The sequence below is a fragment of the Streptomyces sp. NPDC037389 genome (assembly GCF_040636475.1).
GTDB classification, from domain to species: domain Bacteria; phylum Actinomycetota; class Actinomycetes; order Streptomycetales; family Streptomycetaceae; genus Streptomyces; species Streptomyces hesseae.
The window spans coordinates 130,685-156,154 of record NZ_JBEZUS010000003.1 but is presented as its reverse complement, the minus strand read 5'-3'; the positions used below and the strand labels follow the sequence as shown (position 1 = coordinate 156,154).

The window sequence follows — 25,470 nt, the reverse complement described above, 5'->3', positions numbered from 1 at the left end:
ACCACCCCTGCCAATACCCCCCCTCCCAAAACCAAGTACGGCAGCGGACGAAGGGCTTAACGCGCCGGGCCGGGCCCCCCGTCGGGGAGCCCGGCCCGCGGCGTGTCCGGCCCCGCAGGCCGGACGGGACGTCCATGGCGCCGCCGCGCGCTACGGGCGCCGCTTCGCGGCGCGCCCGGCGGCGGCTCCGGCCCGTCCTCGGAAAGTCTGGAGTTCCTCAGAAAGTCTGGAGCGTCACCAGGGTCACCCGGCGCTCCGCCGGCGGGACCTCCGGGGTCCCCTCGGCCGGCGCCGCGAACTCGATCCGCACCCGCTGGCCGGGCCGCAGCATCAGCAGACCCCCGGCGTCGAACGCCGCCCCGTCGAAGGGCACGGGCGTGCCGTCGTCCAGGAGGACGCTCCCGGCACGGGTCTGGGGATCGAAGGTGTACGCGGTGGCCTGCATGCCCGGAAGCCTAGTCCGCCCGCGCGGGCGAGGGCGCCCCGGCGGTCCGCGCCCGCCCGGCGACCGCCGCCGTGCGCGGCCCCACGCCCAGCGCCAGCGCGGCCCGCAGGTCCTGCTCGGTGTCCACGTCCCGGCGCACGGAGTCCACACCCGCCAGGGTTATCTCCCGGGCCCCCGAGGCCCGGTGCCGGGCACGCGAGGCACCCTCGAACGCCGGGGACAATTCCCTTCCGGGGGCCGCCGCCAACAGCGTCGTACCGATTCCGGCGGCATCCGCGAGAAATGCGCGGGGAAATCCGGCCGCGAATTCGAGCACCCGCCCGAGTTCGGTGGGGCGCAATGCCGGCAGATCCGCGTTGAGCGTGGCCACGGCCGCGTCCGGGCGCACCCGGCGCACCTCGTGGGCGCCGTGCGCCAAAGCCGCGTTCAGCCCGCCGCCCGGCGGTTCGGGCAGCACCCGGGCGCCGAGGGCCGCCAGGTGGGCCCCGGCCAGCGGATCCGCCGTGACGACCGCCACATCCCGCACGGCGCCGCAGGCCAGCGCGGCACCCACCGTGTCCAGGGCGAAGGCCAGGGCCAGCGCGGGCCCCGGCAGCCGCGCCGCGCCCGCCACGAGGCGGCTCTTGGCCCCCGCCAGCGGTTTCACCGGTACCACCAGCGTCCACAGCACGGCCCCGGTCCCCTCTCCTCGCGTCGGCCCCCATTGTCACCCGCTGGCGCGGCCCGGCAGCGGGGGCGGGGTTACGGTGTTCCGAGAAGTCCGGGCCCCCGGGGCGTTCTCGACAGACCGGGTACCCGGGGCGACACTTGTCCGGCCCCCGGGTGAGCAGCACGCCCGAAGCACGTCCAGGTTCCAACAGAAGGGTGTCCGAGTGTCCCGCCACAGAATCGGCTTCTGGTACCGCTTTGCGGCGGTGTTGGCGAAACCGCCGCTCGTGGTTCTGTTCAAGCGGGACTGGCGCGGAATGGAGCACATTCCCGCCGACGGCGGCTTCATCACCGCCGTCAACCACAACTCGTATCTCGACCCGCTGTCCTACGCCCATTACCAGTACAACACCGGGCGCGTCCCGCGCTTCCTCGCCAAGGCCGGGCTGTTCAAGGGCAGCTTCGTCGGCGCGATCCTGCGCGGCACCGGGCAGATCCCCGTCTACCGCGAGTCCGCCGACGCGGCCACCGCCTTCCGGGCCGCCGTGGACGCCATCAACAACGGCGAGTGCGTGGCTTTCTACCCCGAGGGCACCCTCACCCGCGACCCCGACATGTGGCCCATGGAGGGCAAGACCGGCGCCGCCCGCGTCGCCCTCCTCACCCGCGCGCCCGTGATCCCGGTCGCCCAGTGGGGCGCCAACGAGGCGATGCCGCCGTACGCCAAGGAGAAGAAGCTGCGGCTCTTCCCCCGCAAGACCCTCCGGGTGCTGGCCGGCCCGCCCGTCGACCTGTCCGCGTACCACGGCCAGGAGCCCACCGCCGAGGTGCTGCGCGAGGTCACCGAGGTCATCATGAGGGCCATCACCGAACTCCTCGCCGAACTGCGCGGCGAGCCCGCCCCGGCCGAGCCGTACAACCTCAAGAAGGCCCGTGCCACGGCCGCCGCCCGCCGCGCGGCGAACGCGTCCGGGAAGAGCCCGTCGGGGAACGCCCCGTCCGAGGAGGAGAACGACAAGTGACGCGCGTCGCCGTCTACGGCACCGGTTCCTGGGGCACCGCCTTCGCGATGATCCTCGCCGACGCCGGCTGCGAGGTCACCATGTGGGGCCGCCGCGCCGCCCTCGTGGACGCCATCAACACCGGCCGCACCAACCCCGACTACCTCCCCGGAGTCGAGCTCCCCGCCGCCGTACGGGCCACCACCGACCCCGCCGAGGCCGCCCGCGACGCCGCGTTCACCGTGCTCGCCGTGCCCTCCCAGACCCTGCGCGGCAACCTCGCCGAGTGGACGCCCCTGCTGGCCGACGGCACCGTGCTGGTCTCCCTGATGAAGGGCATCGAGCTCGGCACCGCGAAGCGGATGAGCGAGGTGATCGAGGAGGTCGCCAAGGTCTCCCCGGACCGGGTCGCCGTGCTCACCGGCCCCAACCTCGCCAAGGAGATCGCGGCACGGCAGCCCGCCGCCGCCGTCGTCGCCTGCCCCGACGAATCCGTCGCCCGGCGGCTCCAGGCCGCCTCCCACACCGCGTACTTCCGCCCGTACACCAACACCGACGTGGTGGGCTGCGAGCTGGGCGGCGCGGTGAAGAACGTCATCGCGCTGGCCGTGGGCATCGCCGACGGCATGGGCCTCGGCGACAACGCCAAGGCGTCCCTGATCACCCGGGGCCTCGCCGAGACCACCCGGCTGGGCCTGGCCATGGGCGCCGACGCCCACACCTTCGCGGGCCTGGCCGGCATGGGCGACCTCGTCGCCACCTGCGCCTCGCCGCTCTCCCGCAACCGCACCTTCGGCGCCTGCCTCGGCCGGGGCATGACCCTGGAGGAGACCGTCGCCGCCACCGAGCAGACGGCGGAGGGCGTCAAGTCCTGCGAGTCCGTGCTCGATCTGGCCCGGCGTCACCATGTCGACATGCCGATCACGGAGACGGTCGTCGGCATCGTCCACGAGGGCAAGCCGCCCATGGTGGCCCTCAAGGAGCTGATGTCGCGCAGCGCCAAGGCCGAGCGACACTGAAGCACCCGCGGTCACCAGGTACTCTCGACGCGATATGAGCAGCGAGACCTCCCCCCAGAGCCCTCAGCGGAAGCCGCGTGTCGCGGTCGTCTTCGGCGGCCGCAGTTCCGAACACGCCATTTCCGTGGTGACCGCAGGCGCGGTGCTGCGCGCCATCGACCGCGCCAAGTACGACGTGCTGCCGATCGGCATTACCACCGACGGCCGTTGGGCGCTGACCGCCGACGACCCGGAGCGGATGACCATCGCCGACCGCTCGCTGCCGAGCGTCGAGCAGCTCGTCGACTCCGCCGACGGCGGTGTGCTGCTGCCCGTCACCACGCCCGCCAGCCGTGAGGTCGTCTACACCGAGCCCGGCGCCGTCCCCAAGGCGCTGGGCGAGGTCGACGTCGTCTTCCCCGTGCTGCACGGCCCCTACGGCGAGGACGGCACCCTCCAGGGCATGCTGGAACTGGCCGGCATCCCCTACGTGGGCGCGGGCGTCCTCGCCTCCGCCGTCGGCCAGGACAAGGAGTACATGAAGCGCGTCTTCATCTCCTTCGGCCTGCCCGTCGGCCCGTACGCGGTCATCCGCCCGCGCGAGTGGGAAAACGATCCGGCCGCCGCCCGCGAGAAGATCGTGGACTTCGCGGGCGAGCACGGCTGGCCCCTCTTCGTGAAGCCCGCGCGCGCCGGCTCCTCCATGGGCATCACCAAGGTCGACGACCTCTCCGGTCTGGACGAGGCCATCGAGGAAGCCCGCCGCCACGACCCGAAGATCCTGGTCGAATCGTTGCTGCGCGGCCGTGAGATCGAGTGCGGCGTCCTCGAGTTCGAGGACGGCCCGCGCGCCAGCGTGCCCGCCGAGATCCCCCCGGTCTCCGCGCACGACTTCTACGACTTCGAGGCCAAGTACATCGACTCCGCCTCCGGCATCGTCCCCGCCCCGCTGAGCGAGGAGGAGACCCGCCGGGTCCAGGAGCTGGCCGTCGAGGCCTTCGAGGCCGCCTCCTGCGAGGGGCTGGTCCGCGCGGACTTCTTCCTCACCGAGGACGGCGAGTTCGTGATCAACGAGATCAACACCATGCCCGGCTTCACGCCCATCTCCATGTACCCGCGGATGTGGCAGGAGACCGGCGTCGAGTACCAGGAGCTGGTCGACCGGCTCGTCCAGGCCGCCCTGCGCCGCTCCACGGGCCTGCGCTAGCCGCTCAGGACACTCCGGAAGGGATCCCCTACGGGAGGATTCCTTCCGGAATCGTCTTCTTCACGGCGTCGGCGAGATCGGTCAGCGCGCTGATGTCGCCGGCGTCGCCCACCACACGCCCGGGCAGCGTCACCTCGACCCAGGCCTCCCGCTGCACGGTCGTGCAGCGGACGCTGCCGTCCGGCTGCCGCTCCGGCAGCCAGGTGACCCCGTCGAGATCCGCCGAGTCCGCGCCGGGGTTGTAGTGTTCGGTCCCGGGCGTAAGGATCTTGGGACGCGCCACCCCGCAGCGCAGCGTGATCGCGGGATCGCCCCACAGTGCCGTGAAGTCCGAGACGGGCTCCGTGGTACGCCGCTTCCGCCCGTCCAGGATGTCCGGCAACGCACGGTGGAGCGCCCGGCAGGGCCCGGCCTGCCGCGCGTCCGGCGAGGGCACCGCCGGACCCGCCGACGGGTCCGGCGCCGAGCAGCCCACGGCCGCGAGCAGCAGGGCGGCGGCGGGCAGGCCGAGGGGCCGGCGGAGCGAAGACTTCACCGGCCGAGCATACGGGGGAGCTAGATATGGACCACCGGGCAGGTCAGGGTGCGGGTGATGCCCTCCACCTTCTGGACCTTCGCGACCACCATGCGACCGAGCTCGTCCACGGTGTCCGCCTGGGCGCGCACGATCACGTCGTACGGCCCGGTCACGTCTTCGGCCTGGATCACTCCCGAGATCTTTCCGATGAGTTCGGCCACGGTCGACGCCTTGCCGACCTCGGTCTGGATCAGGATGTACGCCTGTACCACGGAACCTCCAGGGCGGCTTCGAGGATCATGTGGGGAGAAGAGACGCCACGGTACCGCGTCACCGCACGGTGCGGGGAGACCCGCGCGGCCTGCGCGGCGCGGGACACGTCAGGATCAGGGCAACCGGCACCACAACCGACACCACTCCGAGGAGGAGCTCAGTGAAAGGCACCGTGGGCGAGTTGGGGGAGTTCGGCCTCATCAGAGAGCTGACCTCCCGGCTCACCACCACCCCGGCGGTCCGGCTCGGGCCCGGTGACGACGCCGCGGTGGTCGCGGCGCCCGACCGCCGGGTCGTCGCGAGTACGGACGTACTCCTGGAGGGACGGCACTTCCGCCGCGACTGGTCCACCGCCTACGACGTCGGGCGCAAGGCCACCGCGCAGAACCTCGCCGACATCGCCGCCATGGGCGCGGTGCCCACGGCCGTGCTGCTGGGCCTCGTCGTACCCGCCGAGCTCGCCGCCACCTGGCCGACCGAGCTGATGGACGGCATCCGCGACGAGTGCCAGGTCGCCGGCGCGGCCGTGGTCGGCGGGGACGTGGTGCGCGGTGACACCATCACCGTCGCCATCACGGCCCTGGGCGACCTGCGCAACCACGAGCCGGTCACCCGCTCCGGGGCCCGCGCGGGCGACGTCGTGGCCGTCACCGGCTGGCTGGGCTGGTCCGCCGCCGGGCTCGCCGTACTCTCCCGCGGCTTCCGCTCCCCGCGCGCCTTCGTCGAGGCCCACCGCCGGCCGGAGCCCCCGTACCACGCGGGGCCCGCCGCCGCCGCGCTCGGCGCCACCGCCATGACGGACGTCAGCGACGGCCTCATCGCCGACCTCGGCCACATCGCCGAGGCCAGCAAGGTCCGCATCGACCTGCGCACCGCCGCCATCGACGTGCCCACGCAGATGCTGGACATCGGCCAGGCCGTCGGCGTCGACCCGCTCCAGTGGGTGCTGACCGGGGGAGAGGACCACGCCATCGTGGCGACCTTCCCGCCGGACGTGAAGCTCCCCGCCCGCTGGAAGATCATCGGCGAGGTCGTCAATCCCTCCGCCCTCCCGCAGGTCACCGTCGACGGCGCGCCCTGGGACAAGGCGGGCGGCTGGGACCACTTCGGCGACGACGGCCTGGAGCCGGGCGAATAATCCCGGCGAGTAGATTGCGCGCATGCGCATACCCCCGCCTCGCGTACTGACCGTCGCCGGATCCGACTCCGGCGGCGGTGCGGGCATCCAGGCAGACCTGAAGACGATGCTCGCCCTCGGCACTCACGGCATGAGCGTGGTCACAGCGGTGACCGCGCAGAACTCCCTCGGCGTCCAGGGCGCCTGGCCGCTGCCCGCCGAGGCGGTACGGGCCCAGTTCCGCAGCGTCGTGGACGACATCGGCGTGGAGGCCGTGAAGACCGGCATGCTCGCCTCGGCGGAGCTCGTGGAGACCGTGGCCGCCCTCCTCGACGAGGTGACCGCCCCCGTCGTCGTCGACCCCGTCGGCATCTCCAAGCACGGCGACGCCCTGCTGGCCGCCTCCGCGCGCGACGCGGTCCGCACGAAGCTCCTGCCGGCCGCGACGGTCGCCACCCCCAACCTGGACGAGGTCGCCTGGCTGACGGGCGTCCAGGTGTCCTCCGAGGCGGGCCTGCGCCGGGCGGCGGACGCGGTGCTGTCGTACGGGCCGCGCTGGGCGCTGATCAAGGGCGGCCACCTGGAGGGCGACGCGGTGGATTTCCTGACGGACGGGGCGGAGGAGCACTGGTTCCGTGCCCCACGTCACGACAACCGGCACACGCACGGAACGGGGTGCACGCTGGCGAGCGCGATCGCGGCGGGCCTGGCGAAGGGGCACTCCGTGCCGGAGGCGGTCGCGGAGGCCAAGTCGTACGTCACGGGCGCGATCGCGGCGGGGTTCGCCCTGGGCGCGGGAATCGGCCCGGTGGACCACGGCTGGACGAGCGCGCGCTGACGCGCGGCGAGGACGGCAAAAAGCCGGCCCCCCGAAGGGGACCGGCTTTCAAGGGGCGGCGAGGCTGCCGCGCTACTAGCTAGTTAGCGCGAGACCTTGCCGGCCTTGATGCACGAGGTGCAGACATTGAGGCGCTTCGGCGTCCGACCGACCACGGCACGCACACGCTGGATGTTCGGGTTCCAGCGACGGGACGTACGGCGGTGCGAGTGCGAAATGTTATTGCCGAAGCCCGGCCCCTTGCCGCAGACGTCGCAGTTGGCAGCCACGGGTCACTCCAAAGACTTCAGATGCACTTACGGGAAATCCCGGCGTTGCCGGGTCGTAGGTGACTTGGCTTGCCAGGGGGATGGCCTGATTCTCATCAGGCAACCGGAGCAGCATACAACGACCGCTCCTGGACAACGAAACTACCATGACCGGCCCCGAACCCGCCCGGCTCGCCCCCGGGGCCCCCGCGCGGGACTAGTCTGCTCCAGCGCTTCCCCCAGCCCCGCCGTCCGAGGAGGACCCACGTGCCGCACCCGCTCGACGCCGACGCGGTACGCGCCTGGTGCGGCCTGGCACTCGACGCGCTCGGCGGGGCCCGCGAGGAGATCGACGCGATCAACGTCTATCCCGTCGCGGACGGCGACACCGGCACCAACCTCTACCTGACCGTCGAGTCCGCCGCCCGCGCCGTCGACGCCGTCTTCGACGGTCACGCCACCGGCGGCCCCGGCTCCCGCCCGGGCCTGGCCGAGGCCGTCCGGGCGATGGCCCACGGCGCCCTCATAGGGGCCCGCGGAAACTCCGGGACGATCCTGGCGCAGCTGCTGCGCGGCATGGCCGAGGTCCTGGCCGCACCCGCCGCCGAGGAGCGGCGCGACGACGCCGCCCTGCTGCGCCGCGCCCTGCGCCGCGCGGTCGAGTCGGCGTACGAGGGCGTCGCCCGCCCCGTCGAGGGCACCGTGCTGTCGGTCGCCACGGCCGCCGCCGAGGCCGCCGAGGTCACCCCGGGTGACGGCCCGGCCGTCGCCCGCGCCGCGCACGAGGGCGCCCTGACGGCCCTGGCGGCCACCCCGTGCCAGCTGGAGGTCCTCGGGCGGGCGGGAGTGGTCGACGCGGGCGGCAAGGGCCTCGTGGAGGTACTGGGCGCGCTCGTGACCGCCCTGACGGGCGGCCCCGGCGCCGCGCGGGCCGCCGCCGCGCCCGCCCGCGCCGCCCACGACTGGCTCGCCGGGGGCTGTCCGGCCGAGGCCGGCGGCGTGGACGTCCCGGCGGGCGACGGGCCCGCCTTCGAGGTGATCTACCTGCTGGAGGCGGACGACACGGCCGTCGCCCGGCTGCGGACCCGCCTCGACGCGCTGGGGGAGTCCCTCGTCGTCGTCGGCGGGGACGGCCTGTGGAACGTTCATGTGCACGTGGACGACGCCGGTGCCGCCGTCGAGGCGGGCATCGACGCGGGACGCCCGTACCGCGTGCGCATCACCCACTTCGGCTCCGCCGCCATCGAGCGCACCCGGGTCCACGAGCCCGTACAGCGGGCCGTCGTCGCGGTCGTACCGGGCGAGGGCCTGGCGGCGCTGTGCGCCGAGGCCGGCGCGACCGTCGTGACCGTACGGCCGGGAGAGCCGCCCGCGAGCGGCGAGCTGGTGCAGGCCGTCCGGCGCGCCCACGCGCGCGAGGTGGTGCTGCTGCCCAACGACGCCGACCTGCGGCACACCGCCGCCGCGGCCGCCGAGCAGGCCCGCGCCGAGGGCGTCCGGGTCGCCCTCATCCCCACCCGCTCCCCGGTCCAGGGCATCGCCGCCCTCGCCGTCCACGAGTCCGGCCGCCGCTTCGACGAGGACGTCGTGGCCATGACCTCCGCCGCCGGGGCCACCCGGCACGCTGAGCTCGTCGTCGCCGAGCGGCAGTCGTGGACCATGGCGGGCGTCTGCCAGGCCGGGGACGTCCTCGGCCTCATCGACGGCGACGTCGCCGTCATCGGCGCCGAGCTCGCCGCCACCGCCGAGACCGTCCTGGACCGGATGCTCACGGCGGGCGGCGAGATGGTCACGCTCGTGCTCGGCGCGGACGTCCCCGACGCCGTCGCCGACCGCCTCCAGCGGCATGTGCGCGGCGGCCACCTGGCCGTGGACACCGTGGTCTACCGGGGCGGGCAGCGGGCGCCGCTGTTGGTCGGGGTGGAGTGAAAACGCCCGGCAACGGGTCCGCGACAGCGCGGGCCCATTGCCGGGCGTTTCGGGCACAACCAATGCAGACCGCTCACCGCTCAGCGGCGTGGTGTGCAGTGACCCCGCCGGTGCCTGAACGCGGTGGCTTCTCACTCGCCCGTTGACACAGGCTCACGACGGACAGGCCCTGCCCGGCGCACACAGCGCGAACCTGAGCGTAGCGCCTCGGTGACCTTCAGTGTCCTGGTTTTCCGGGGGCGATTCACCGCACTTGTCAGAGCCGTGGTGTGCAATAGGGACGTGCCCGCGCTGGAAGAACCCCTGAAGAAGACGCTCGGCGGCACCACCGCGAAGGTGATGGCCGAGCACCTCGATCTGCACACGGTCGGCGACCTGCTGCACCACTACCCGCGCCGCTACGCCGAGCGCGGCGAGCTCACCCGGCTCGCCGACCTGCCGCTGGATGAGCACGTCACGGTCGTCGCGCAGGTCTCCGACGCCCGGGTGCACAAGTTCAACCAGGGCCGGGGCCAGCGGCTGGAGGTGACCGTCACCGACGGCAGCGGCCGGCTCCAGCTGGTCTTCTTCGGCCGGTCGATCTACCACCACCAGAAGGAGCTGGTACCCGGCCGGCGCGGCATGTTCGCCGGCAAGACCGGCACGTTCCGCAACATCCGCCAGCTCTCCCACCCGGCCTACGAGATGCTCGGCGGCGACAGTGACGCGAGCACCGCCAAGGCCTGGGCCGACCAGCTGATCCCGCTCTACCCGGCCTGCTCCAAGATGGAGTCCTGGAAGATCTCCAACGCGGTCGACGTCGTGCTCGCCTCGATGGAGGCCACCGGCTGGGAGTCCGTCGTGGACCCGCTGCCGCCCGCGCTGCGCGAGGGCCGCGGCCTGGTCCAGCTCCCGGAGGCCCTCCGCAAGATCCACCGGCCCCGGGCCAAGGCGGACATCGAGGACGCCCGCTCCCGGCTGAAGTGGGACGAGGCGTTCGTCCTCCAGGTCGCCCTCGCCCGCCGCCGCCATGCCGACTCGCAAGCGCCCGCCGTGGCCCGCAAACCCGCGCCCGGCGGCCTGCTCGACGCCTTCGACGCCAAGCTGCCCTTCACCCTCACCGACGGCCAGCTGAAGGTCTCCGCCGAGATCTTCGACGACCTGGCCACCGAGCACCCCATGCACCGGCTGCTCCAGGGCGAGGTGGGCTCCGGCAAGGCGCAGCCTCTCGACGCCTTGGTGCTGACGCCGAAGGGCTATCGCCCCATGGGGGACATCGTCCTGGGCGATGAGGTCGTGATTCCGACGGGTGAGCTGGCGATCGTCGATGGCGTATTTCCTCAGGGCGAACGCGACGTATGGCGCATCGTTCTGTCCGACGACAGCGAAATCGAATGTGACGACGAGCACCTGTGGATCGTGGGAACCAGCTGCGGATGGGATCGTGGACAACCGCCCAAAGTTCTGACGACCCGAGAGATCAGGTTGGATACCTACAAGGCGAACGGATCGTCGAAGTGGTACATCCCGCCTGCGGTACCAGTCGATCTGAGCGGTGAGTCAGAGCCGCCGCTCGACCCTTACCTCTTCGGCCTCCTGCTGGGAGACGGTTCGTTCCGTCACAGCTTGAGGCTCTCGACCGCTGACGACGACATCCGTGAGGCAGCCGAGGCAGCTGTGGCCCCGGACTGCCGACTCGTCCCGGTGCCCGGATCCTCCTACGACTACACCGTCCAGATGGCGGTGCCGAGGGGCGGGGCGCGGAGAAACCCGGTCATTCAGGCATTGCGGGATCTGGGGCTATGGGGACTGACCTCGCACGAGAAGTTCATCCCGGATCCCTTCAAGAACACGACGATCAAAAATCGCCTGGCTGTTCTGCAAGGGCTTATGGACGCTGACGGGACAGTGCGGCCGAGTGGGTTCAGCATCTCGTTCTGTTCCGCTTCGAAACGGCTCGCAGACGACGTCGCCTGGCTTGTGCGATCTCTTGGGGGCCGTGCCCGAGTGCTACCCAAGAAGGCCGCTTTCAACGTGTCGGTCGCGCTGCCCGACGAGTTCTCGCCATTCAGGCTGCCCCGGAAGGCGGACCACATCCGGCCCCGGCCGAAATACAACACTTTCCGGCGAGGTATCCGTGCCGTGGAATACGTCGGGCGCAAGCCGGTCCAGTGCATCAGCGTCGCCCACCCGAGCCGGGCCTATGTGACGGACCACTTCACGGTCACCCACAACACCATGGTCGCCCTGCGCGCGATGCTCGCTGTCGTGGACGCGGGCGGCCAGGCGGCCATGCTCGCCCCCACCGAGGTCCTCGCCCAGCAGCACCACCGGTCGATCACCGAGATGATGGGCGAGCTGGCCGAGGGCGGCATGCTCGGCGGCGCCGAGCAGGGCACCAAGGTCGTCCTGCTGACCGGCTCCATGGGCACGGCCGCGCGCCGGGCGGCGCTGCTCGACCTGGTCACCGGCGAGGCGGGCGTCGTCGTCGGGACGCACGCCCTGATCGAGGACAAGGTCCAGTTCCACGACCTGGGCCTGGTCGTCGTCGACGAACAGCACCGCTTCGGCGTCGAGCAGCGCGACGCCCTGCGCTCCAAGGGCAAGCAACCGCCGCATCTGCTGGTGATGACCGCCACACCCATTCCGCGCACCGTCGCCATGACCGTCTTCGGCGACCTGGAGACGTCCGTCCTGGACCAGCTGCCCGCCGGGCGCTCGCCCATCGCCACCCATGTGGTGCCCGCCAAGGACAAGCCGCACTTCCTCTCCCGCGCCTGGGAACGGGTCCGCGAGGAGGTCCAGGGCGGCCACCAGGCGTACGTCGTCTGCCCCCGCATCGGCGACGAGGAGGACGCCCCGGGGAAGAAGTCCGCCGAGGACGACGCGGAGCGCCGCCCTCCGCTGGCCGTGCTCGACATCGCCGAGGAGCTCTCCCGGGGGCCCCTGGCCGGGCTGCGCGTGGAGGTGCTCCACGGGCGGATGCAGCCCGACGCCAAGGACGAGGTGATGCGCCGCTTCGCGGCGGGCGAGGTCGACGTCCTGGTCGCCACCACCGTCATCGAGGTCGGTGTGAACGTGCCCAACTCCACCGTGATGGTGATCATGGACGCCGACCGGTTCGGCGTCTCCCAGCTCCACCAGCTGCGCGGCCGCGTCGGCCGTGGCTCGGCCCCCGGGCTCTGCCTGCTGGTCAGCGAGATGCCGGAGGCCAGTCCGGCCCGGGCCCGGCTCGGCGCGGTCGCCGCCACCCTCGACGGCTTCGAGCTCTCCCGCATCGACCTGGAGCAGCGCCGCGAGGGCGACGTCCTCGGCCAGGCGCAGTCCGGCGTCCGTTCCTCCCTGCGGATGCTCACCGTCATCGACGACGAGGAGATCATCGCGGCCGCCCGCGAGGAGGCCGCCGCGGTCGTGGCCGCCGACCCCGAGCTCGCCCGGCTGCCCGAGCTGCGCACCGCGCTCGACGCCCTGCTGGACAAGGACCGGGAGGAGTTCCTGGACAAGGGCTGACGCCCCGGGCCAGGACCAGGGCCGACGCCGCCGGGGCCGGGCGGACGCCGTGGCGCCGACGCCATACGCTGTCGGTGCGGCCACCGCCGCACCGTGTCACCCACCGCCGAAGGACTTCCGAGACCATGACCCGCGTGATCGCCGGCCGCGCCGGCGGACGCCGACTGGCCGTACCGCCGGGCACCGGCACCCGCCCCACCTCCGACCGGGCACGCGAGGGCCTGTTCTCCACCTGGACGTCCTTCCTGGGCACCCTGGACGGCGCGCGCGTGCTGGACCTCTACGGCGGCTCCGGCGCCGTCGGCCTGGAGGCGCTCTCCCGGGGCGCCGCCCACACCCTCCTCGTCGAGGCGGACGCCCGCGCCCTGCGCGTCATCCAGGACAACGTCCGCGTGGTCGGCCTGCCGGGCGCCGAGGTGCGCGGCGGCAAGGCCGAGCAGGTCGTGGCCGGGGCGCCGCCCGCCCGGCCGTACGACGTGGTCTTCCTCGACCCGCCCTACGTGGTCACCGACGACGACCTCCGGGAGATCCTGCTCACACTCAGGGGCAGGGGCTGGCTGGCCGAGGACGCGCTCGTCACTGTGGAGCGCAGCACCAGGGGCGGGGAATTCCGCTGGCCGGAGGGTTTCGACGCACTGAGGGCCCGTCGCTACGGCGAGGGGACGCTTTGGTACGGTCACGCCGCTTCGGCGTGCACTGCCGACACCACGGGATCAGGCACGTCATGAATGGACCGGAGAGCGAGGAAACACCGTTGCGCCGCGCCGTCTGTCCGGGGTCGTTCGACCCCGTCACCAATGGGCACCTCGACATCATCGCCCGCGCTTCGAAGCTGTACGACGTCGTGCACGTCGCCGTGATGGTCAACAAGTCCAAGGAGGGCCTGTTCACCATCGACGAGCGGATAGAACTCCTCCGCCAGGTCACCGCCGAGTACGGCAACGTCCGGGTGGAGTCCCATCACGGCCTGCTCGTCGACTTCTGCAAGGAGCGCGACATCCCGGCCATCGTCAAGGGCCTGCGGGCGGTCAGCGACTTCGACTACGAGCTCCAGATGGCCCAGATGAACAACGGCCTCTCGGGCGTCGAGACCCTCTTCGTCCCCACCAACCCCACCTACAGCTTCCTCTCCTCCAGCCTGGTCAAGGAGGTCGCGGCCTGGGGCGGCGACGTCTCCCACCTGGTGCCGCCGCTGGTGCTGGAGGCCCTCAAGGAGCGCCTCGCCCACCGGGCCGGATCTGACTGATCGTCAGTAGCTGTCGGCCGGGGGCCGCCGGCCGTACAGTCGTCCCCGTTCGTTCCCATCGGCCACCAGGCCACCCCGGAATGCGAGAAGGCGGCGAGCGTCACGGTGGACGTCCAGAAGAGACTCGACGAGATCGTCACGACCGTCACCGGCGCCCGGTCCCTGCCCATGTCGGCCTCCTGCGTGCTCAACCGGGCCGAGCTGCTCGCCCTCCTGGAGGAGGTGCGCGCCGCCCTGCCCGGCTCGCTGGCCCAGGCGCGCGAGGTCATCGGCGACCGGGAGCAGCTCGTCGCCCGGGCGCGTGACGAGGCCGAGGCGATCCTCGCCTCGGCCCGGGCCCAGCGCGGCTCGCTGATCTCCGACACCGAGGTCGCCCGGCAGTCCCGCGAGGAGGCCGACCGCATCCTCGAGGAGGCCCGCCGGGAGGCCGAGGAGATCCGTGCCGGCGCCGACGACTACGTCGACAGCACCCTCGCCAACTTCGAGGTCGTCCTCACCAAGACCATCGGCTCCGTCGACCGGGGCCGGGAGAAGCTCCTCGGCCTCGGTGACGACGGGCACGACCCCGAGGGCCTGGCCCACGACGCCCCGGAGCGCAGCGCCGACTCCCGGACCCAGCGGCAGAGCGCCGACGCCTATGTGGACGTCAAGCTGGGCGCCGTCTCGGCCGTGCTGGCCAAGGCCTTGGAGGCCGTCGGCCGGGGCCGGGAGAAGCTGCTCGGGGCCCGCCCCGTCGACGAGCTGGGCGCCCACCTGGCCGCCCACGACGGCATCGTCCCCGGCCGCCCCACCAGCGACGCCGACTTCCTCGCCGAGCTCGCCGGCGGCCCGCAGGAGCCCCTGGCCGCGCCGAGGGCGCCCAGGGAGGCCCACCGGGCCCCCGAGCCGCCCCAGGTTCCGCAGCAGCCCGTCTGGAGCGACTACACCGTCCCCGCCGGGGGCTACGGCGGGCAGGACCCGTACGGCTATCCCCAGCAGGCCGCGCAGTACCCGCCGCAGGCCGACCCGTACGCCGTCCCCGGCGGCTACCAGCAGCCCGACCCGTACGCCTGGCAGGCCCCGGCCCAGGGGACGGGCCGCGGGACGGACCTCGGTCACGGCTACGGGACCGCCGCCGGCTACCCGGCCGACGGGCACCAGCCCCGGGCGGCGGGCGCCCTCGACGAGACCAGCTTCTTCGACACCTCGATGATCGACCTGAACCGGCTCCGCGAGTACGAGCAGGGCCGCTGACCCCGCTCCGGCCACCGTCGCCGGACGCGGATTGGGCCCACGGGCGACCGTCCAGTATCCTGGCTCTTCGGTCGCGTGTACGTCCGCGATCCAGGCTGCCCTCCGTGCCTCGTGCACCCGGGCCGCCGTCACCGCAGCGTAGAAAGCAGGAAGCCCTGAACGCCCGCCTCGACCCCCGCAACCCTCTCGTGTTCGATACGCGCGAGCTGGGCCGGCGTCCCGGTGCGCTGAAGAGGGTCTCCCGCTCCGTCCCCGCCCCGCGCGACCTCGGTATCGAGGTCATCGGCGTGGCCGAGGGCGCGGCGGTGGAGCTCGAACTCCGCCTTGAGTCGGTCATGGAAGGGGTGCTTGTCACAGGCACCGCCCGTGCGCCGCTCACCGGGGAGTGCGTAAGGTGTCTGGAGCCGCTCGAGCGAGAGTTTGAAGCGGACTTCCAGGAGATGTACTCCTACCCCGACGCCGACGCCCGGGGCCGCATCGTGGCCACGGACGACGACGCCGAGGACGATGAGGAGGACATCCTCCACCTCGAGGACGACTTGTTCGACCTCGAACCCGTGCTGCGGGACGCGGTGGTGCTCGCACTGCCGCTGCAGCCGGTGTGCCAGGACGACTGTCCCGGCCTGTGCTCCGAGTGCGGAGAGCGGCTGGCGGACGACCCGGACCACCACCATGAGTCGGTCGACATTCGTTGGGCGGCACTGAAGGGACTCGCCGGATCCGAGACGGCCGGCGAGACGGACAACGCACCCCGCTCCGGCGGGGATGACACACAGGAGAAGTAGCCGTGGCTGTTCCGAAGCGGAAGATGTCGCGCAGCAACACGCGCCACCGCCGGTCGCAGTGGAAGGCTGCGGTCACCCCCCTGGTGGCGTGCGAGCGCTGCCACGAGCCGAAGCAGCAGCACATCGCGTGCCCCAGCTGCGGCACCTACAACAAGCGCCAGGTCCTCGCGGTCTGATCGGCGGGTGACAGGCTTCATGTCAGACGCCACAGCGCCGAAGAAGGCGTCGGCGGACACGGCCTCGTCCCACACGCTTCTGGAAGGGCGGCTCGGGTACACACTCGAGTCCGCCCTTCTGGTGCGTGCGCTGACGCACCGGTCCTACGCGTACGAGAACGGCGGACTGCCCACCAACGAACGGCTGGAGTTCCTCGGGGACTCCGTCCTGGGTCTGGTGGTCACCGACACGCTGTACCGCATCCACCCGGACCTCCCCGAGGGCCAGCTCGCCAAGCTGCGCGCCGCGGTGGTCAACTCACGGGCGCTGGCCGAGGTCGGCCGGGGCCTGGAGCTGGGCTCCTTCATCCGGCTCGGCCGGGGTGAAGAGGGCACCGGCGGCCGGGACAAGGCCTCCATCCTCGCGGACACCCTGGAGGCCGTCATCGGTGCGGTCTACCTAGACCAGGGCCTCGACGCGGCCGGGGAGCTGGTGCACCGGCTCTTCGACCCGCTGATCGAGAAGTCCTCGAACCTCGGCGCCGGCCTGGACTGGAAGACCAGTCTCCAGGAGCTGACCGCCACCGAGGGTCTCGGCGTTCCGGAGTACCTGGTCACGGAGACAGGTCCGGATCACGAGAAGACCTTCACGGCTGCTGCCCGCGTCGGTGGTGTCGCGTACGGCACCGGCACCGGCCGCAGCAAGAAGGAAGCGGAGCAGCAGGCGGCGGAGTCCGCCTGGCGCGCCATCAACAGCGCGGCGGAAGCTCGCGTGGCGGCTGAGAAGGCCGCCGCCGAGTCCGGCGCGATGCCGGGGGAGAAATCCTCCAACTGAGAACAACGGTCCGGGCCGCGGTGCGAGAGCACCGCGGCCCGGACCTTTTCTTCCGCCTTCGCCACCATTGCCTTCGCCCCCTTCAAGGAGCACCGTGCCGGAGTTGCCCGAGGTCGAGGTCGTCCGACGGGGTCTGGAGCGCTGGATCTCCGGCCGTGTCGTCGCCGCCGTGGAAGTCCTCCACCCTCGGGCGATCCGCCGCCACCCGGCGGGGCCGGACGACTTCGCCGCCCGGCTGACCGGCCACCGGCTGGGCCCCGCCCGCCGGCGCGGAAAGTACCTCTGGCTGCCGCTGGAACCCCTCACCGGGACGGGCACGCCCACCCAGGCCGTCCTCGCCCACCTCGGTATGAGCGGCCAGCTTCTCGTCCAGCCGCAGGGCTCCCCGGACGAGAAGTACCTGCGGGTCCGCGTCCGTTTCGCCGACGCCACCGCGACCGAGCTGCGCTTCGTCGACCAGCGCACCTTCGGCGGGCTCTCGCTGCACGACACGGTGGAGGGCGACCCCGACGGGCTGCCCGACGTGATCGCGCACATCGCCCGCGACCCCCTCGACCCGGCCTTCGACGACGCCGCCTTCCACACCGCGCTGCGCGGCCGCCGGACGACGGTCAAACGCGCCCTGCTCGACCAGTCGCTGATCAGCGGCGTCGGCAACATCTACGCCGACGAGGCGCTGTGGCGCACCCGGCTCCACTACGAGCGGCCGACCGCGAGCCTCACCCGCCCGCGCACGGCCGAGCTGCTCACCCATATCCGCGAGGTCATGAACGAGGCCCTCGCGGTGGGCGGCACCAGTTTCGACAGCCTCTACGTCAATGTGAATGGCGAGTCGGGCTATTTCGACCGCTCCCTGGACGCGTACGGCCGTGAGGACGAGCCGTGCCGCCGCTGCGGCACGCCCATCCGCCGTCGGCCCTGGATGAACCGCTCCAGCTACTTCTGCCCCCGCTGCCAGCGGCCTCCGCGCCCCTGAGGGGCGTCAGGGGCGCGGGGCGGCGTCGATGTGCGACTACCGTCGCGTGGGCGCGACCAGCCCCCACCGGCCCGCAGTGGAACGCTCAGCGCCCGCTGTCGTAACGCTCCCGCGCGGCCAGCACATCCGGCATGCGTGCCTCCAGCAGCTCGATGAGCCCTATCAACCGCCCGGTCACCTCCTGCCCCAGGGCCGTCAGCCGGTAATCCACCCGCGGTGGATTCGTCGGCTGCGCCTCCCGGTGCACGAGACCGTCGCGCTCCAGCGCGTGCAGCGTCTGCGACAGCATCTTCTCGCTGACGCCCTCCACCCGCCGCCGCAGCTCGTTGAAGCGCAGCGTGTCCTCGCGCAGGGCGCCGAGGGTCAGGGCGCCCCAGCGGCCGGTGACGTGCCCCAGGGTTTCCCGCGAAGGGCAGTTGCGCGCGAAGACGTCGAAGGGCAGTTGCTCGTCCGTGCCGTCGATCGTCGTCATGAGAACACCATACTCCCGCGCAGCGCTATCCACAGGGTTGCGCTAACCAAAAGTTAGTGCTTTCCTTTGGTCACCCAGTCAGCGCAACCAGCTTCTCCAGGGAGCCCATCGTGACCACGCCCGTCGTCGCCATCGCCTACCACTCCGGCTTCGGCCACACCGCCGTCCTCGCCGAGGCCGTCCGCGCCGGTGCCGCCGGTGCCGGGGCGACCGTCCACCTGATCAACGTCGCCGAGATCACCGACGCGCAGTGGGAGCTCCTCGACGCCTCCGACGCGATCGTCTTCGGCTCGCCCACCTACATGGGCACCGCCTCGGGCGCCTTCCACGTCTTCGCCGAGGCGACGTCCAAGCGCTGGTTCACCCGTGCCTGGCAGGACAAGATCGCGGCCGGCTTCACCAACTCCGCCTCCAAGAGCGGTGACAAGCTCCACACCCTCCAGTTCTTCACCGTCCTCGCCGCCCAGCACGGCATGCACTGGGTCGGCCTCGGCGCGATGCCGGGCTGGAACAGCTCCACCGCCTCCGAGAACGACATCAACCGTCTCGGCTTCTTCCTCGGCGCCGGTGCCCAGACCGACAACGACCAGGGCCCCGAGGGCGTCCACAAGGCGGACATAGCCACCGCCGAGCTGCTGGGCCGCCGCGTCGCCGAGCAGACCCGGATCTATGCGGCGGGCCGCGCCTCCGTCTGATCCGGCCTTTGGCCGACCCCGCGCCGCCGCGTGAACCCACGCGGCCACCGGACGCCGCTGCCCCGGCCGTACCGCCGTACGGCCGGGGCAGCGGTGCGTCACGGCCGGGTCAGTAGCCGAAGTCCTGCGTCCAGTAGGGGCCGTTGCCCCCGTGGTGCACCCCTACGCCGATGCTCCGGTAGTCGCAGTTGAGGATGTTCGCCCGGTGGCCGCTGCTGCGCATCCAGGCCTCCATCACGGTGTGGGCGTCGGGGTGGCCGCGCGCGATGTTCTCCCCTCCGAGGTTCTTGATGCCGCGCCGGGCGGCCCGGTCCCAGGGGGTCCGGCCGTCCGGGTCGGTGTGGTCGAAGAAGCCCCGCCGGGCCATGTCGTCGCTGAACGCCTGAGCCAGCCGGCTGAGCTTGCCGCTGACCCGCAGGGGACGGCAGCCGGCCTTCGCCCGCTCGGCGTTGACCAGGGACAGCACCAGATGCGCGGCGGACGACCGGGTGTCCGCCAGTGTGCCGGGCAGCGCGCCCAGGTCGTCGTCGGGATCGTGATCGGCGTGCTCGGTGTGCTCGTGCGGCGCGGGGCGCCGGGGGGCGCCGGGAGCCGGCGGGGCCGGGCGCCGGCCGGGGACGGCGGCGTGGGCCGCCCCCTCGGGACGGGCGTCGGCCGGAGCGCCGGAGGAGGCCGGGGGCCGCTCGGCGGCCCGGTTCGCCGGGGCGTTCCCGCGCCCGGGCGCGCTCACCGGCTCCGCCTGGGCGCTCCGGGGCCCGGCCGCGGCCGGGCCGGAAGCCATCGGTCCGGACGCCGCCGGTGGCGCCGCGGTGTCGCGCTCGGGCCGGGTCTCCCGCTCCGGAGCCGGGCCGTCGCGCCCGTCCGCCCGGTCCGCCGGGGCGTCGGACCGGCCGTCGCGCCGCGGCGGGGGCACCGGTGCCTCGGGTGGTGCCTCGGGAGGGGCGTCGGCCAGCACATGGCCGCTGCTGCCGGAGCCGGGGGAGTGCGGCTCGCCGCCGGGCGGGAAGGCCCCGCTGGGCAGCAGTCCGGAGACCACCGCGACCGCGCCCATCGCCACGGCCGCCGACGCGCCGAGCAGCCCGGCCCGCCGGGCGGGCGGCGCCGGTTTGGGGGGCTTTCCGCCGCCCCGGCCCGCTGCGGCGGCGCCGGCCTTGGGCGCCCGGCCCGCCTTGGCCTTGGGGCGGTGGGGGCTGCGGTGCCGGCCGGTGCCGGTGGGGGCGGGGCGGACGATGGGAATGGGCTGGGTGACCGCCTCGGCCGGATCCTCGGGCTCGAACACTCCGGCCGTCTCGCTCGTCAGGGGAGCCCGGACCTGCCGGGCATTCGCCACCGCCTCGTCAGCGGTCGCACGGGCAGAGCGTCGATGGCGACCCATCCGCTGCCTTCCTTACGTGTTCGGCGCCGAAGTGCATCACTCGTACGGGGGAGCTTTATTCGGCCGTGACTGTACGGCACGGGACGGTGGGCCGAAGTGCTGCTTATGTAATTGGCCGGTTAACGTGCAGACATGAGCGAGAATGTTCGTCTCACGGCGTGGGTCCGTGGACATGTGCAGGGTGTGGGTTTTCGTTGGTTCACTCGGGCCAATGCCTTGCGGATCGGTGATCTGATCGGCTTCGCCTCCAATCTCTCCGACGGCCGGGTGCAGGTCGTCGCCGAGGGCTCCCGCCAGGGATGCGAACGACTGCTCGACTGGCTGCGGGACGGCGACACGCCCGGGCGGGTCGACGGCGTCACCGAGATCTGGGGCGCACCCAGGGGCGGATACGACGGTTTCGAGATCCGCTGACCCGACCGCCGGAAAATCGGATATCGGCTCGGTTTCCCCGGGAATCGCGCCGGAGCAGTGTCTCCTGCATATGCCATTGGCGTATGTAGGAGAAGGAAATCGCCTGATGGTTGCCAACCGGGCCGCATCGTGCAAGGCTGCCTGTCAACGGATGATCTCTACGCCCCCTCGGGCCCCGGGCGCGGAAATGCGGCGCGGATAAACCAGCGCGCACCCCTGGGACGCCTGCGGATACGGGGTGTGATCGTGTTGACCGTCAAACCATTTGGTGAGACTCTGGAAGCCCCGCGCACCTTAGCTGTTTGGCATTGGAACACCGCAGTAGTGATGGCAGACACCGCGGGTGCGAATCCCTCACGACCCACACCGCTTCGGTCGGTCACTCAGTGTGGAGGACCATCCATCATGGCAAAGGCGCTTCTCGGTTACGTCGGCGGCTCCGACCCCCGAGTCCTCTCCGAGATGCGACGGCTCCAGCAGCGTGTCCAGGACCTTGAATCCGAGCTCATCCGGATGCAGGCCGAGAACGACGCGCTGACTGCCGCCGCTCACCGCGGTGACTCGCTGCTCGACAGCATCGACATCGACGTATCGAAGGCGGAGCCTGCGCTCGCCTGACTCGTGCCCTGCCCCGGGGGCCCGGTCGGGCTGCACCGTCAGCCGCTGGAGAGTCGCACAAGCAAGGGACGCTTCGGCGTCCCTTCGTCGTATCCGGTCGCGTCCCCCGTCCCCCTGTTCCACTGCGCCGTCGCCTCACGCATGGTGTGCCCTGAAGATTCCCGGGCGAAACCCATTGTTAAAGGCGGCGCGCGGCTCAGCGCGCGGCACGGCCCCGTGCGCCGTACGGCCGGTAGAGTCCTACCGCGTGCACCTCAAGAGCCTGACCCTGCGCGGCTTCAAATCCTTCGCCTCCGCCACCACGCTGCGCTTCGAGCCCGGGATCACCTGTGTCGTCGGCCCCAACGGCTCCGGGAAGTCCAATGTCGTGGACGCGCTCTCCTGGGTCATGGGCGAACAGGGCGCCAAGTCGCTGCGCGGCGGCAAGATGGAGGACGTCATCTTCGCCGGGACGACCGGCCGCCCCCCGCTGGGCCGCGCCGAGGTCTCCCTCACCATCGACAACTCCGACGGTGCCCTCCCCATCGACTACGCGGAAGTCACCATCACGCGGATCATGTTCCGCAACGGCGGCAGCGAGTACCAGATCAACGGTGACACCTGCCGGCTGCTCGACATCCAGGAACTGCTCTCCGACTCCGGCATCGGCCGCGAGATGCACGTCATCGTCGGCCAGGGCCAGCTCGACTCCGTCCTCCACGCCGACCCCCAGGGCCGCCGCGCCTTCATCGAGGAGGCCTCCGGGGTCCTCAAGCACCGCAAGCGCAAGGAGAAGGCGCTGCGGAAACTCGACGCGATGAAGGCCAACCTCGCCCGCGTCCAGGACCTCACCGACGAACTGCGTCGCCAGCTCAAACCACTCGGCCGGCAGGCCGCCGTCGCCCGCCGCGCCGCCGTCATCCAGGCGGACCTGCGCGACGCCCGGCTCCGCCTGCTCGCCGACGACCTGGTCGCCCTCCGCGGGGCCCTGCGCACCGAGATCGCCGACGAGACCGCTCTCAAGGCCCGCAAGGAGGCCGCCGAGACGGAACTGCTGGCCGCCGCCCGGCGCGAGGCCGCCCTGGAGGAGCACGTCCGCGAGCTCGCCCCGCGCCTCGCCCGCGCCCAGCAGACCTGGCACGAACTCTCCCGGCTCGCCGAACGCGTCCGCGGCACGGTCGGCCTCGCCGACGCCCGCGTCACCAGCGCCACCACCGCCCCCGCCGAGGAACGCCGGGGCCGCGACCCGGAGGACCTGGAACGCGAGGCCGCCCGCGTCCGCGAACAGGAAGCCGAGCTCGAAGCCGCGCTGGAGGCCGCCGGCCACGCCCTGGAGGACACCGCCGGGCACCGCGCCGAGCTCGAACGCCGCCTCGCCGAGGAGGAACGCCGCCTCAAGGACGCCGCCCGCGCCATCGCCGACCGCCGCGAACACCTCGCCCGGCTCCAGGGCCGCGTCACCGCCGCCCGCGGCCGCGCCGCCTCCGCCGAGGCCGAGATCGGCCGCCTCGCCACCGCCCACGACGAGGCCGCCGAGCGCGCGGCCGCCGACCGGGAGGAGTACGAGCGCCACCAGGCCGAGGCCGACGGCACCGCCGCCGACGACGCCGAGCTCGCCGCCCGTCACGACGCGGCCAGGGCCGCCCTGACCGCCGCCGGGGCCGCCCTCGACGCCGCCCGCGAGGACGCCGCCGCGGCCGACCGCCGCCGCGCCGCCGTCACCGCCCGCCGTGACGCGCTCGCCCTCGGCCTGCGCCGCAAGGACGGCACCGGAGCCCTCCTGACCGCGCAGGAACGATTGACCGGACTCCTGGGACCGGCCGCGGAACTCCTCACCGTCACCCCCGGATACGAGCTCCCCGTCGCCGCCGCCCTGGGCACGGCCGCCGACGCCATCGCCGTCACCGGCCCCGCCGCCGCGGCCGAGGCGCTGCGCCTGCTGAAGAAGGAGGACGCCGGCCGGGCCACCCTCCTGCTCGCCGGACCCCCGGAAGGAACGTCACCTCACCCCGAGGACGCCCCCGGCGGCGCCCACCCGGCCGCCGCCCTGGTGAGCGGCCCCGACGGCCTGATGCCCGCCGTCCGCCGGCTGCTGCGCGGCATCGTCGTCGTCGACACGCTCGACGACGCCGAGGCGTTCGTCCGCACCCACCCCGAGCGCACCGCGGTCACCGCCGACGGCGATCTGCTCGGCGCCCACCTCGCCCAGGGCGGCTCCGGCGGCGCCCCCAGCCTCCTGGAGACCCAGGCGGCGGTGGACGAGGCGACCGCCGAGCTGACCGGGCTGACCACCCGCTGCGCCGGACTCGCCGAGGCCCGGCACACGGCCGGGGAGCGCCGCGCGGCCGCGGCCGCCCTCGTCGACGAGCTGTCCGCCCGCCGCACCGACGCCGACCGGGAGAAGTCGCGGACCGCCCAGGCGCTCGGCCGCCTCGCCGGGCAGGCCAGGGCGGCGGCCGGCGAGGCCGAGCGCACGGCCGCGGCGGTCGCGCGCGCCGAGGAGGCGCTCGTCCGGGCCGGCGAGGAGGCCGAGGAGCTCGCCGCCCGGCTCGCGGCGGCCGAGGAGCTCGACGACGAGCACGGCACGGACGAGCCCGACACCTCCGTCCGCGACCGCCTCGCCGCCGACGGCGCCAACGCCCGGCAGACCGAGATGGAGGCCCGCCTCCAGGTCCGTACCCACGAGGAGCGGGTCAAGGCACTAGCCGGCCGGGCCGACGGCCTCGACCGCGCGGCCCGCGCCGAACGCGAGGCACGCGCCCGCGCGGAGCGGCGCCAGGCCCGGCTGGCACACGAGGCACGGGTCGCCGGGGCCGTCGCGTCCGGCGCCCGCCAGCTCCTGGCCCATGTGGAGGTCTCGCTGCTGCGCGCGGACGAGGAGCGCGGGCGGGCCGAGCGGGCGAAGGCCGACCGCGAGGCGGAGCTGACCGCCGGGCGCGACCGGTCCCGGGCGCTGAAGTCGGAGCTGGACAAGCTCACGGACTCGGTCCACCGGGGCGAGGTCCTCGGCGCGGAGAAGCGGCTGCGCATCGAGCAACTGGAGGCCAGGGCCCTGGAGGAGCTGGGTGTGGAGCCGGCCGCCCTGATCGCCGAGTACGGGCCCGACCAGCCCGTACCGCCCTCGCCCCCGGCCGAGGGCGAGCAGCTCCCCGACGACCCGGACCACCCGCGTAACCGTCCCGTGCCCTACGACCGGGCCGCCCAGGAGAAGCGCCTCAAGGCAGCCGAACGCGCGTACCAGCAGCTCGGCAAGGTCAACCCGCTCGCCCTGGAGGAGTTCGCGGCGCTGGAGGAGCGCCATCAGTTCCTCTCCGAGCAGCTGGAGGACCTGAAGAAGACCCGGGCGGACCTGTTGCAGGTGGTCAAGGACGTCGACAAGCGGGTCGAGGAGGTCTTCACCGCGGCGTATCACGACACGGCCCGGCAGTTCGAGGGCGTCTTCTCCCGGCTCTTCCCCGGTGGCGAGGGCCGCCTGGTGCTCACCGACCCGGACGACATGCTGGCGACGGGCGTGGACGTGGAGGCCCGGCCGCCGGGCAAGAAGGTGAAGCGGCTGTCCCTGCTGTCGGGCGGCGAGCGCTCCCTGACGGCGGTCGCCCTCCTCGTCGCCATCTTCAAGGCCCGGCCGAGCCCGTTCTACGTCATGGACGAGGTCGAGGCGGCCCTGGACGACACCAATCTCCAGCGGCTGATCGGGATCATGAGGGAACTCCAGGAGAGCTCCCAGCTGATTGTGATCACTCACCAGAAGCGGACGATGGAAGTCGCCGACGCGCTCTACGGAGTGTCGATGCAGGGCGACGGAGTGTCGAAGGTGATCAGTCAGCGGCTCCACTAGTCGAAGATCGATTCAACTATTGAAGCCAACGCCGGGGAAACGCCCCGGAAACTTCTTCATCACAACCTATTGACTTAGAAAATTGAAGACATAGGGTCTCCCACGACGCTCGCGCCTTCACGTGGTGACCCCCTTGATC

Annotated in this window: 25 protein-coding genes; 18 read left to right on the top strand and 7 right to left on the bottom strand. The window is 72.6% G+C overall.

Features of this window, described 5'->3' with window-relative positions:
* Nucleotides 1–217 precede the first annotated feature (217 nt).
* Both AB0E98_RS07500 and cofC read right to left on the bottom strand, forming a co-directional pair.
* Complete coding sequence (locus AB0E98_RS07500) at nucleotides 218–445, bottom strand: hypothetical protein (protein ID WP_361699608.1); 228 nt, start codon at nucleotides 443–445, stop codon at nucleotides 218–220.
* A gap of 10 nt (nucleotides 446–455) precedes the next feature.
* Nucleotides 456–1,115 carry a 2-phospho-L-lactate guanylyltransferase gene (cofC, locus tag AB0E98_RS07495; RefSeq protein ID WP_361699606.1) on the bottom strand — a complete coding sequence of 220 codons (660 nt, stop codon included), beginning with the start codon at nucleotides 1,113–1,115 and terminating at the stop codon, nucleotides 456–458.
* Between the two features lie 202 nt (nucleotides 1,116–1,317).
* Here cofC and AB0E98_RS07490 point away from each other — a divergent pair, with 202 nt between their 5' ends.
* Genes AB0E98_RS07490 through AB0E98_RS07480 form a run of 3 tightly spaced genes read left to right on the top strand, consistent with a single transcriptional unit; the run spans nucleotide 1,318 to nucleotide 4,299 of the window.
* Entirely contained in the window at nucleotides 1,318–2,115 is a 798-nt protein-coding gene (locus AB0E98_RS07490; protein ID WP_361699604.1) for a lysophospholipid acyltransferase family protein, read from the top strand.
* On the top strand, nucleotides 2,112–3,113 hold the full coding sequence (locus AB0E98_RS07485) for an NAD(P)H-dependent glycerol-3-phosphate dehydrogenase (RefSeq protein WP_311615524.1): 1,002 nt from the start codon (nucleotides 2,112–2,114) through the stop codon (nucleotides 3,111–3,113). The genes AB0E98_RS07490 and AB0E98_RS07485 overlap by 4 nt, the downstream gene beginning before the upstream one ends.
* 34 nt (nucleotides 3,114–3,147) lie before the next feature.
* Entirely contained in the window at nucleotides 3,148–4,299 is a 1,152-nt protein-coding gene (locus AB0E98_RS07480; RefSeq protein ID WP_361699602.1) for a D-alanine--D-alanine ligase family protein, read from the top strand.
* A gap of 28 nt (nucleotides 4,300–4,327) precedes the next feature.
* Here the strand turns inward: AB0E98_RS07480 and AB0E98_RS07475 are convergent, their stop codons facing one another.
* Both AB0E98_RS07475 and AB0E98_RS07470 read right to left on the bottom strand, forming a co-directional pair.
* Nucleotides 4,328–4,834, bottom strand: a complete 507-nt coding sequence (locus AB0E98_RS07475) for a DUF3515 domain-containing protein (RefSeq protein WP_361699600.1) — start codon at nucleotides 4,832–4,834, stop codon at nucleotides 4,328–4,330.
* A gap of 20 nt (nucleotides 4,835–4,854) precedes the next feature.
* Nucleotides 4,855–5,088, bottom strand: a complete 234-nt coding sequence (locus AB0E98_RS07470; RefSeq protein WP_361699598.1) for an Lrp/AsnC ligand binding domain-containing protein — start codon at nucleotides 5,086–5,088, stop codon at nucleotides 4,855–4,857.
* Between the two features lie 161 nt (nucleotides 5,089–5,249).
* Here AB0E98_RS07470 and AB0E98_RS07465 point away from each other — a divergent pair, with 161 nt between their 5' ends.
* Together AB0E98_RS07465 and thiD are read left to right on the top strand one after the other, a co-directional pair.
* Nucleotides 5,250–6,227, top strand: coding sequence for a thiamine-phosphate kinase (locus AB0E98_RS07465; protein ID WP_311615531.1), 978 nt, complete (start codon nucleotides 5,250–5,252; stop codon nucleotides 6,225–6,227).
* 22 nt (nucleotides 6,228–6,249) lie between these two features.
* Complete coding sequence (gene thiD / locus AB0E98_RS07460) at nucleotides 6,250–7,044, top strand: bifunctional hydroxymethylpyrimidine kinase/phosphomethylpyrimidine kinase (RefSeq protein WP_361699596.1); 795 nt, start codon at nucleotides 6,250–6,252, stop codon at nucleotides 7,042–7,044.
* An 83-nt stretch (nucleotides 7,045–7,127) separates the two neighbouring features.
* Here the strand turns inward: thiD and rpmB are convergent, their stop codons facing one another.
* Nucleotides 7,128–7,313, bottom strand: a complete 186-nt coding sequence (rpmB, locus tag AB0E98_RS07455) for a 50S ribosomal protein L28 (protein ID WP_003957616.1) — start codon at nucleotides 7,311–7,313, stop codon at nucleotides 7,128–7,130.
* A 246-nt stretch (nucleotides 7,314–7,559) separates the two neighbouring features.
* Between rpmB and AB0E98_RS07450 the strand changes: the two genes are divergently transcribed.
* The 9 genes from AB0E98_RS07450 (at nucleotide 7,560) to mutM (ending at nucleotide 17,940) form a co-directional block, all read left to right on the top strand.
* Nucleotides 7,560–9,221 (top strand): DAK2 domain-containing protein, encoded by a 1,662-nt coding sequence (locus tag AB0E98_RS07450; protein ID WP_361699594.1) that lies wholly within the window; start codon nucleotides 7,560–7,562, stop codon nucleotides 9,219–9,221.
* Between the two features lie 282 nt (nucleotides 9,222–9,503).
* Nucleotides 9,504–12,710 carry a helicase-related protein gene (locus AB0E98_RS07445; protein ID WP_361699592.1) on the top strand — a complete coding sequence of 1,069 codons (3,207 nt, stop codon included), beginning with the start codon at nucleotides 9,504–9,506 and terminating at the stop codon, nucleotides 12,708–12,710.
* 125 nt (nucleotides 12,711–12,835) lie between these two features.
* On the top strand, nucleotides 12,836–13,438 hold the full coding sequence (gene rsmD, locus AB0E98_RS07440; RefSeq protein WP_361699590.1) for a 16S rRNA (guanine(966)-N(2))-methyltransferase RsmD: 603 nt from the start codon (nucleotides 12,836–12,838) through the stop codon (nucleotides 13,436–13,438).
* Nucleotides 13,435–13,956, top strand: a complete 522-nt coding sequence (gene coaD, locus AB0E98_RS07435; RefSeq protein ID WP_361699588.1) for a pantetheine-phosphate adenylyltransferase — start codon at nucleotides 13,435–13,437, stop codon at nucleotides 13,954–13,956. Before rsmD ends, coaD begins: the two co-directional genes overlap by 4 nt.
* Before the next feature lie 105 nt (nucleotides 13,957–14,061).
* A complete protein-coding gene (locus tag AB0E98_RS07430) occupies nucleotides 14,062–15,189 on the top strand; it encodes a cell division initiation protein (RefSeq protein WP_361699586.1) in 1,128 nt (375 codons plus the stop codon).
* 188 nt (nucleotides 15,190–15,377) lie between these two features.
* Entirely contained in the window at nucleotides 15,378–15,974 is a 597-nt protein-coding gene (locus AB0E98_RS07425; protein WP_361699584.1) for a YceD family protein, read from the top strand.
* Between the two features lie 2 nt (nucleotides 15,975–15,976).
* Nucleotides 15,977–16,150 carry a 50S ribosomal protein L32 gene (rpmF, locus tag AB0E98_RS07420; RefSeq protein ID WP_086575354.1) on the top strand — a complete coding sequence of 58 codons (174 nt, stop codon included), beginning with the start codon at nucleotides 15,977–15,979 and terminating at the stop codon, nucleotides 16,148–16,150.
* A 19-nt stretch (nucleotides 16,151–16,169) separates the two neighbouring features.
* A complete protein-coding gene (gene rnc / locus AB0E98_RS07415) occupies nucleotides 16,170–16,964 on the top strand; it encodes a ribonuclease III (protein WP_361699582.1) in 795 nt (264 codons plus the stop codon).
* Between the two features lie 94 nt (nucleotides 16,965–17,058).
* Nucleotides 17,059–17,940 carry a bifunctional DNA-formamidopyrimidine glycosylase/DNA-(apurinic or apyrimidinic site) lyase gene (gene mutM, locus AB0E98_RS07410; RefSeq protein ID WP_361699580.1) on the top strand — a complete coding sequence of 294 codons (882 nt, stop codon included), beginning with the start codon at nucleotides 17,059–17,061 and terminating at the stop codon, nucleotides 17,938–17,940.
* A gap of 85 nt (nucleotides 17,941–18,025) precedes the next feature.
* Here the strand turns inward: mutM and AB0E98_RS07405 are convergent, their stop codons facing one another.
* Nucleotides 18,026–18,412 carry a helix-turn-helix domain-containing protein gene (locus tag AB0E98_RS07405; RefSeq protein ID WP_361699578.1) on the bottom strand — a complete coding sequence of 129 codons (387 nt, stop codon included), beginning with the start codon at nucleotides 18,410–18,412 and terminating at the stop codon, nucleotides 18,026–18,028.
* 110 nt (nucleotides 18,413–18,522) lie between these two features.
* Between AB0E98_RS07405 and AB0E98_RS07400 the strand changes: the two genes are divergently transcribed.
* Nucleotides 18,523–19,107: a flavodoxin family protein gene (locus AB0E98_RS07400; RefSeq protein WP_361699576.1), complete on the top strand. Its 585-nt coding sequence runs from the start codon at nucleotides 18,523–18,525 to the stop codon at nucleotides 19,105–19,107.
* A 109-nt stretch (nucleotides 19,108–19,216) separates the two neighbouring features.
* On the opposite strand, the gene AB0E98_RS07395 is transcribed toward AB0E98_RS07400, so the two are convergent.
* Nucleotides 19,217–20,482 carry a CAP domain-containing protein gene (locus AB0E98_RS07395; protein WP_361699574.1) on the bottom strand — a complete coding sequence of 422 codons (1,266 nt, stop codon included), beginning with the start codon at nucleotides 20,480–20,482 and terminating at the stop codon, nucleotides 19,217–19,219.
* Between the two features lie 132 nt (nucleotides 20,483–20,614).
* Here AB0E98_RS07395 and AB0E98_RS07390 point away from each other — a divergent pair, with 132 nt between their 5' ends.
* From AB0E98_RS07390 to smc, 3 genes are all read left to right on the top strand, one after another.
* On the top strand, nucleotides 20,615–20,896 hold the full coding sequence (locus AB0E98_RS07390) for an acylphosphatase (RefSeq protein ID WP_361699572.1): 282 nt from the start codon (nucleotides 20,615–20,617) through the stop codon (nucleotides 20,894–20,896).
* A 405-nt stretch (nucleotides 20,897–21,301) separates the two neighbouring features.
* Complete coding sequence (locus AB0E98_RS07385; protein WP_361699570.1) at nucleotides 21,302–21,514, top strand: hypothetical protein; 213 nt, start codon at nucleotides 21,302–21,304, stop codon at nucleotides 21,512–21,514.
* Nucleotides 21,515–21,761: 247 nt separating this feature from the next.
* A complete protein-coding gene (smc, locus tag AB0E98_RS07380) occupies nucleotides 21,762–25,331 on the top strand; it encodes a chromosome segregation protein SMC (RefSeq protein ID WP_361699568.1) in 3,570 nt (1,189 codons plus the stop codon).
* The last annotated feature ends 139 nt before the right edge of the window (nucleotides 25,332–25,470 follow it).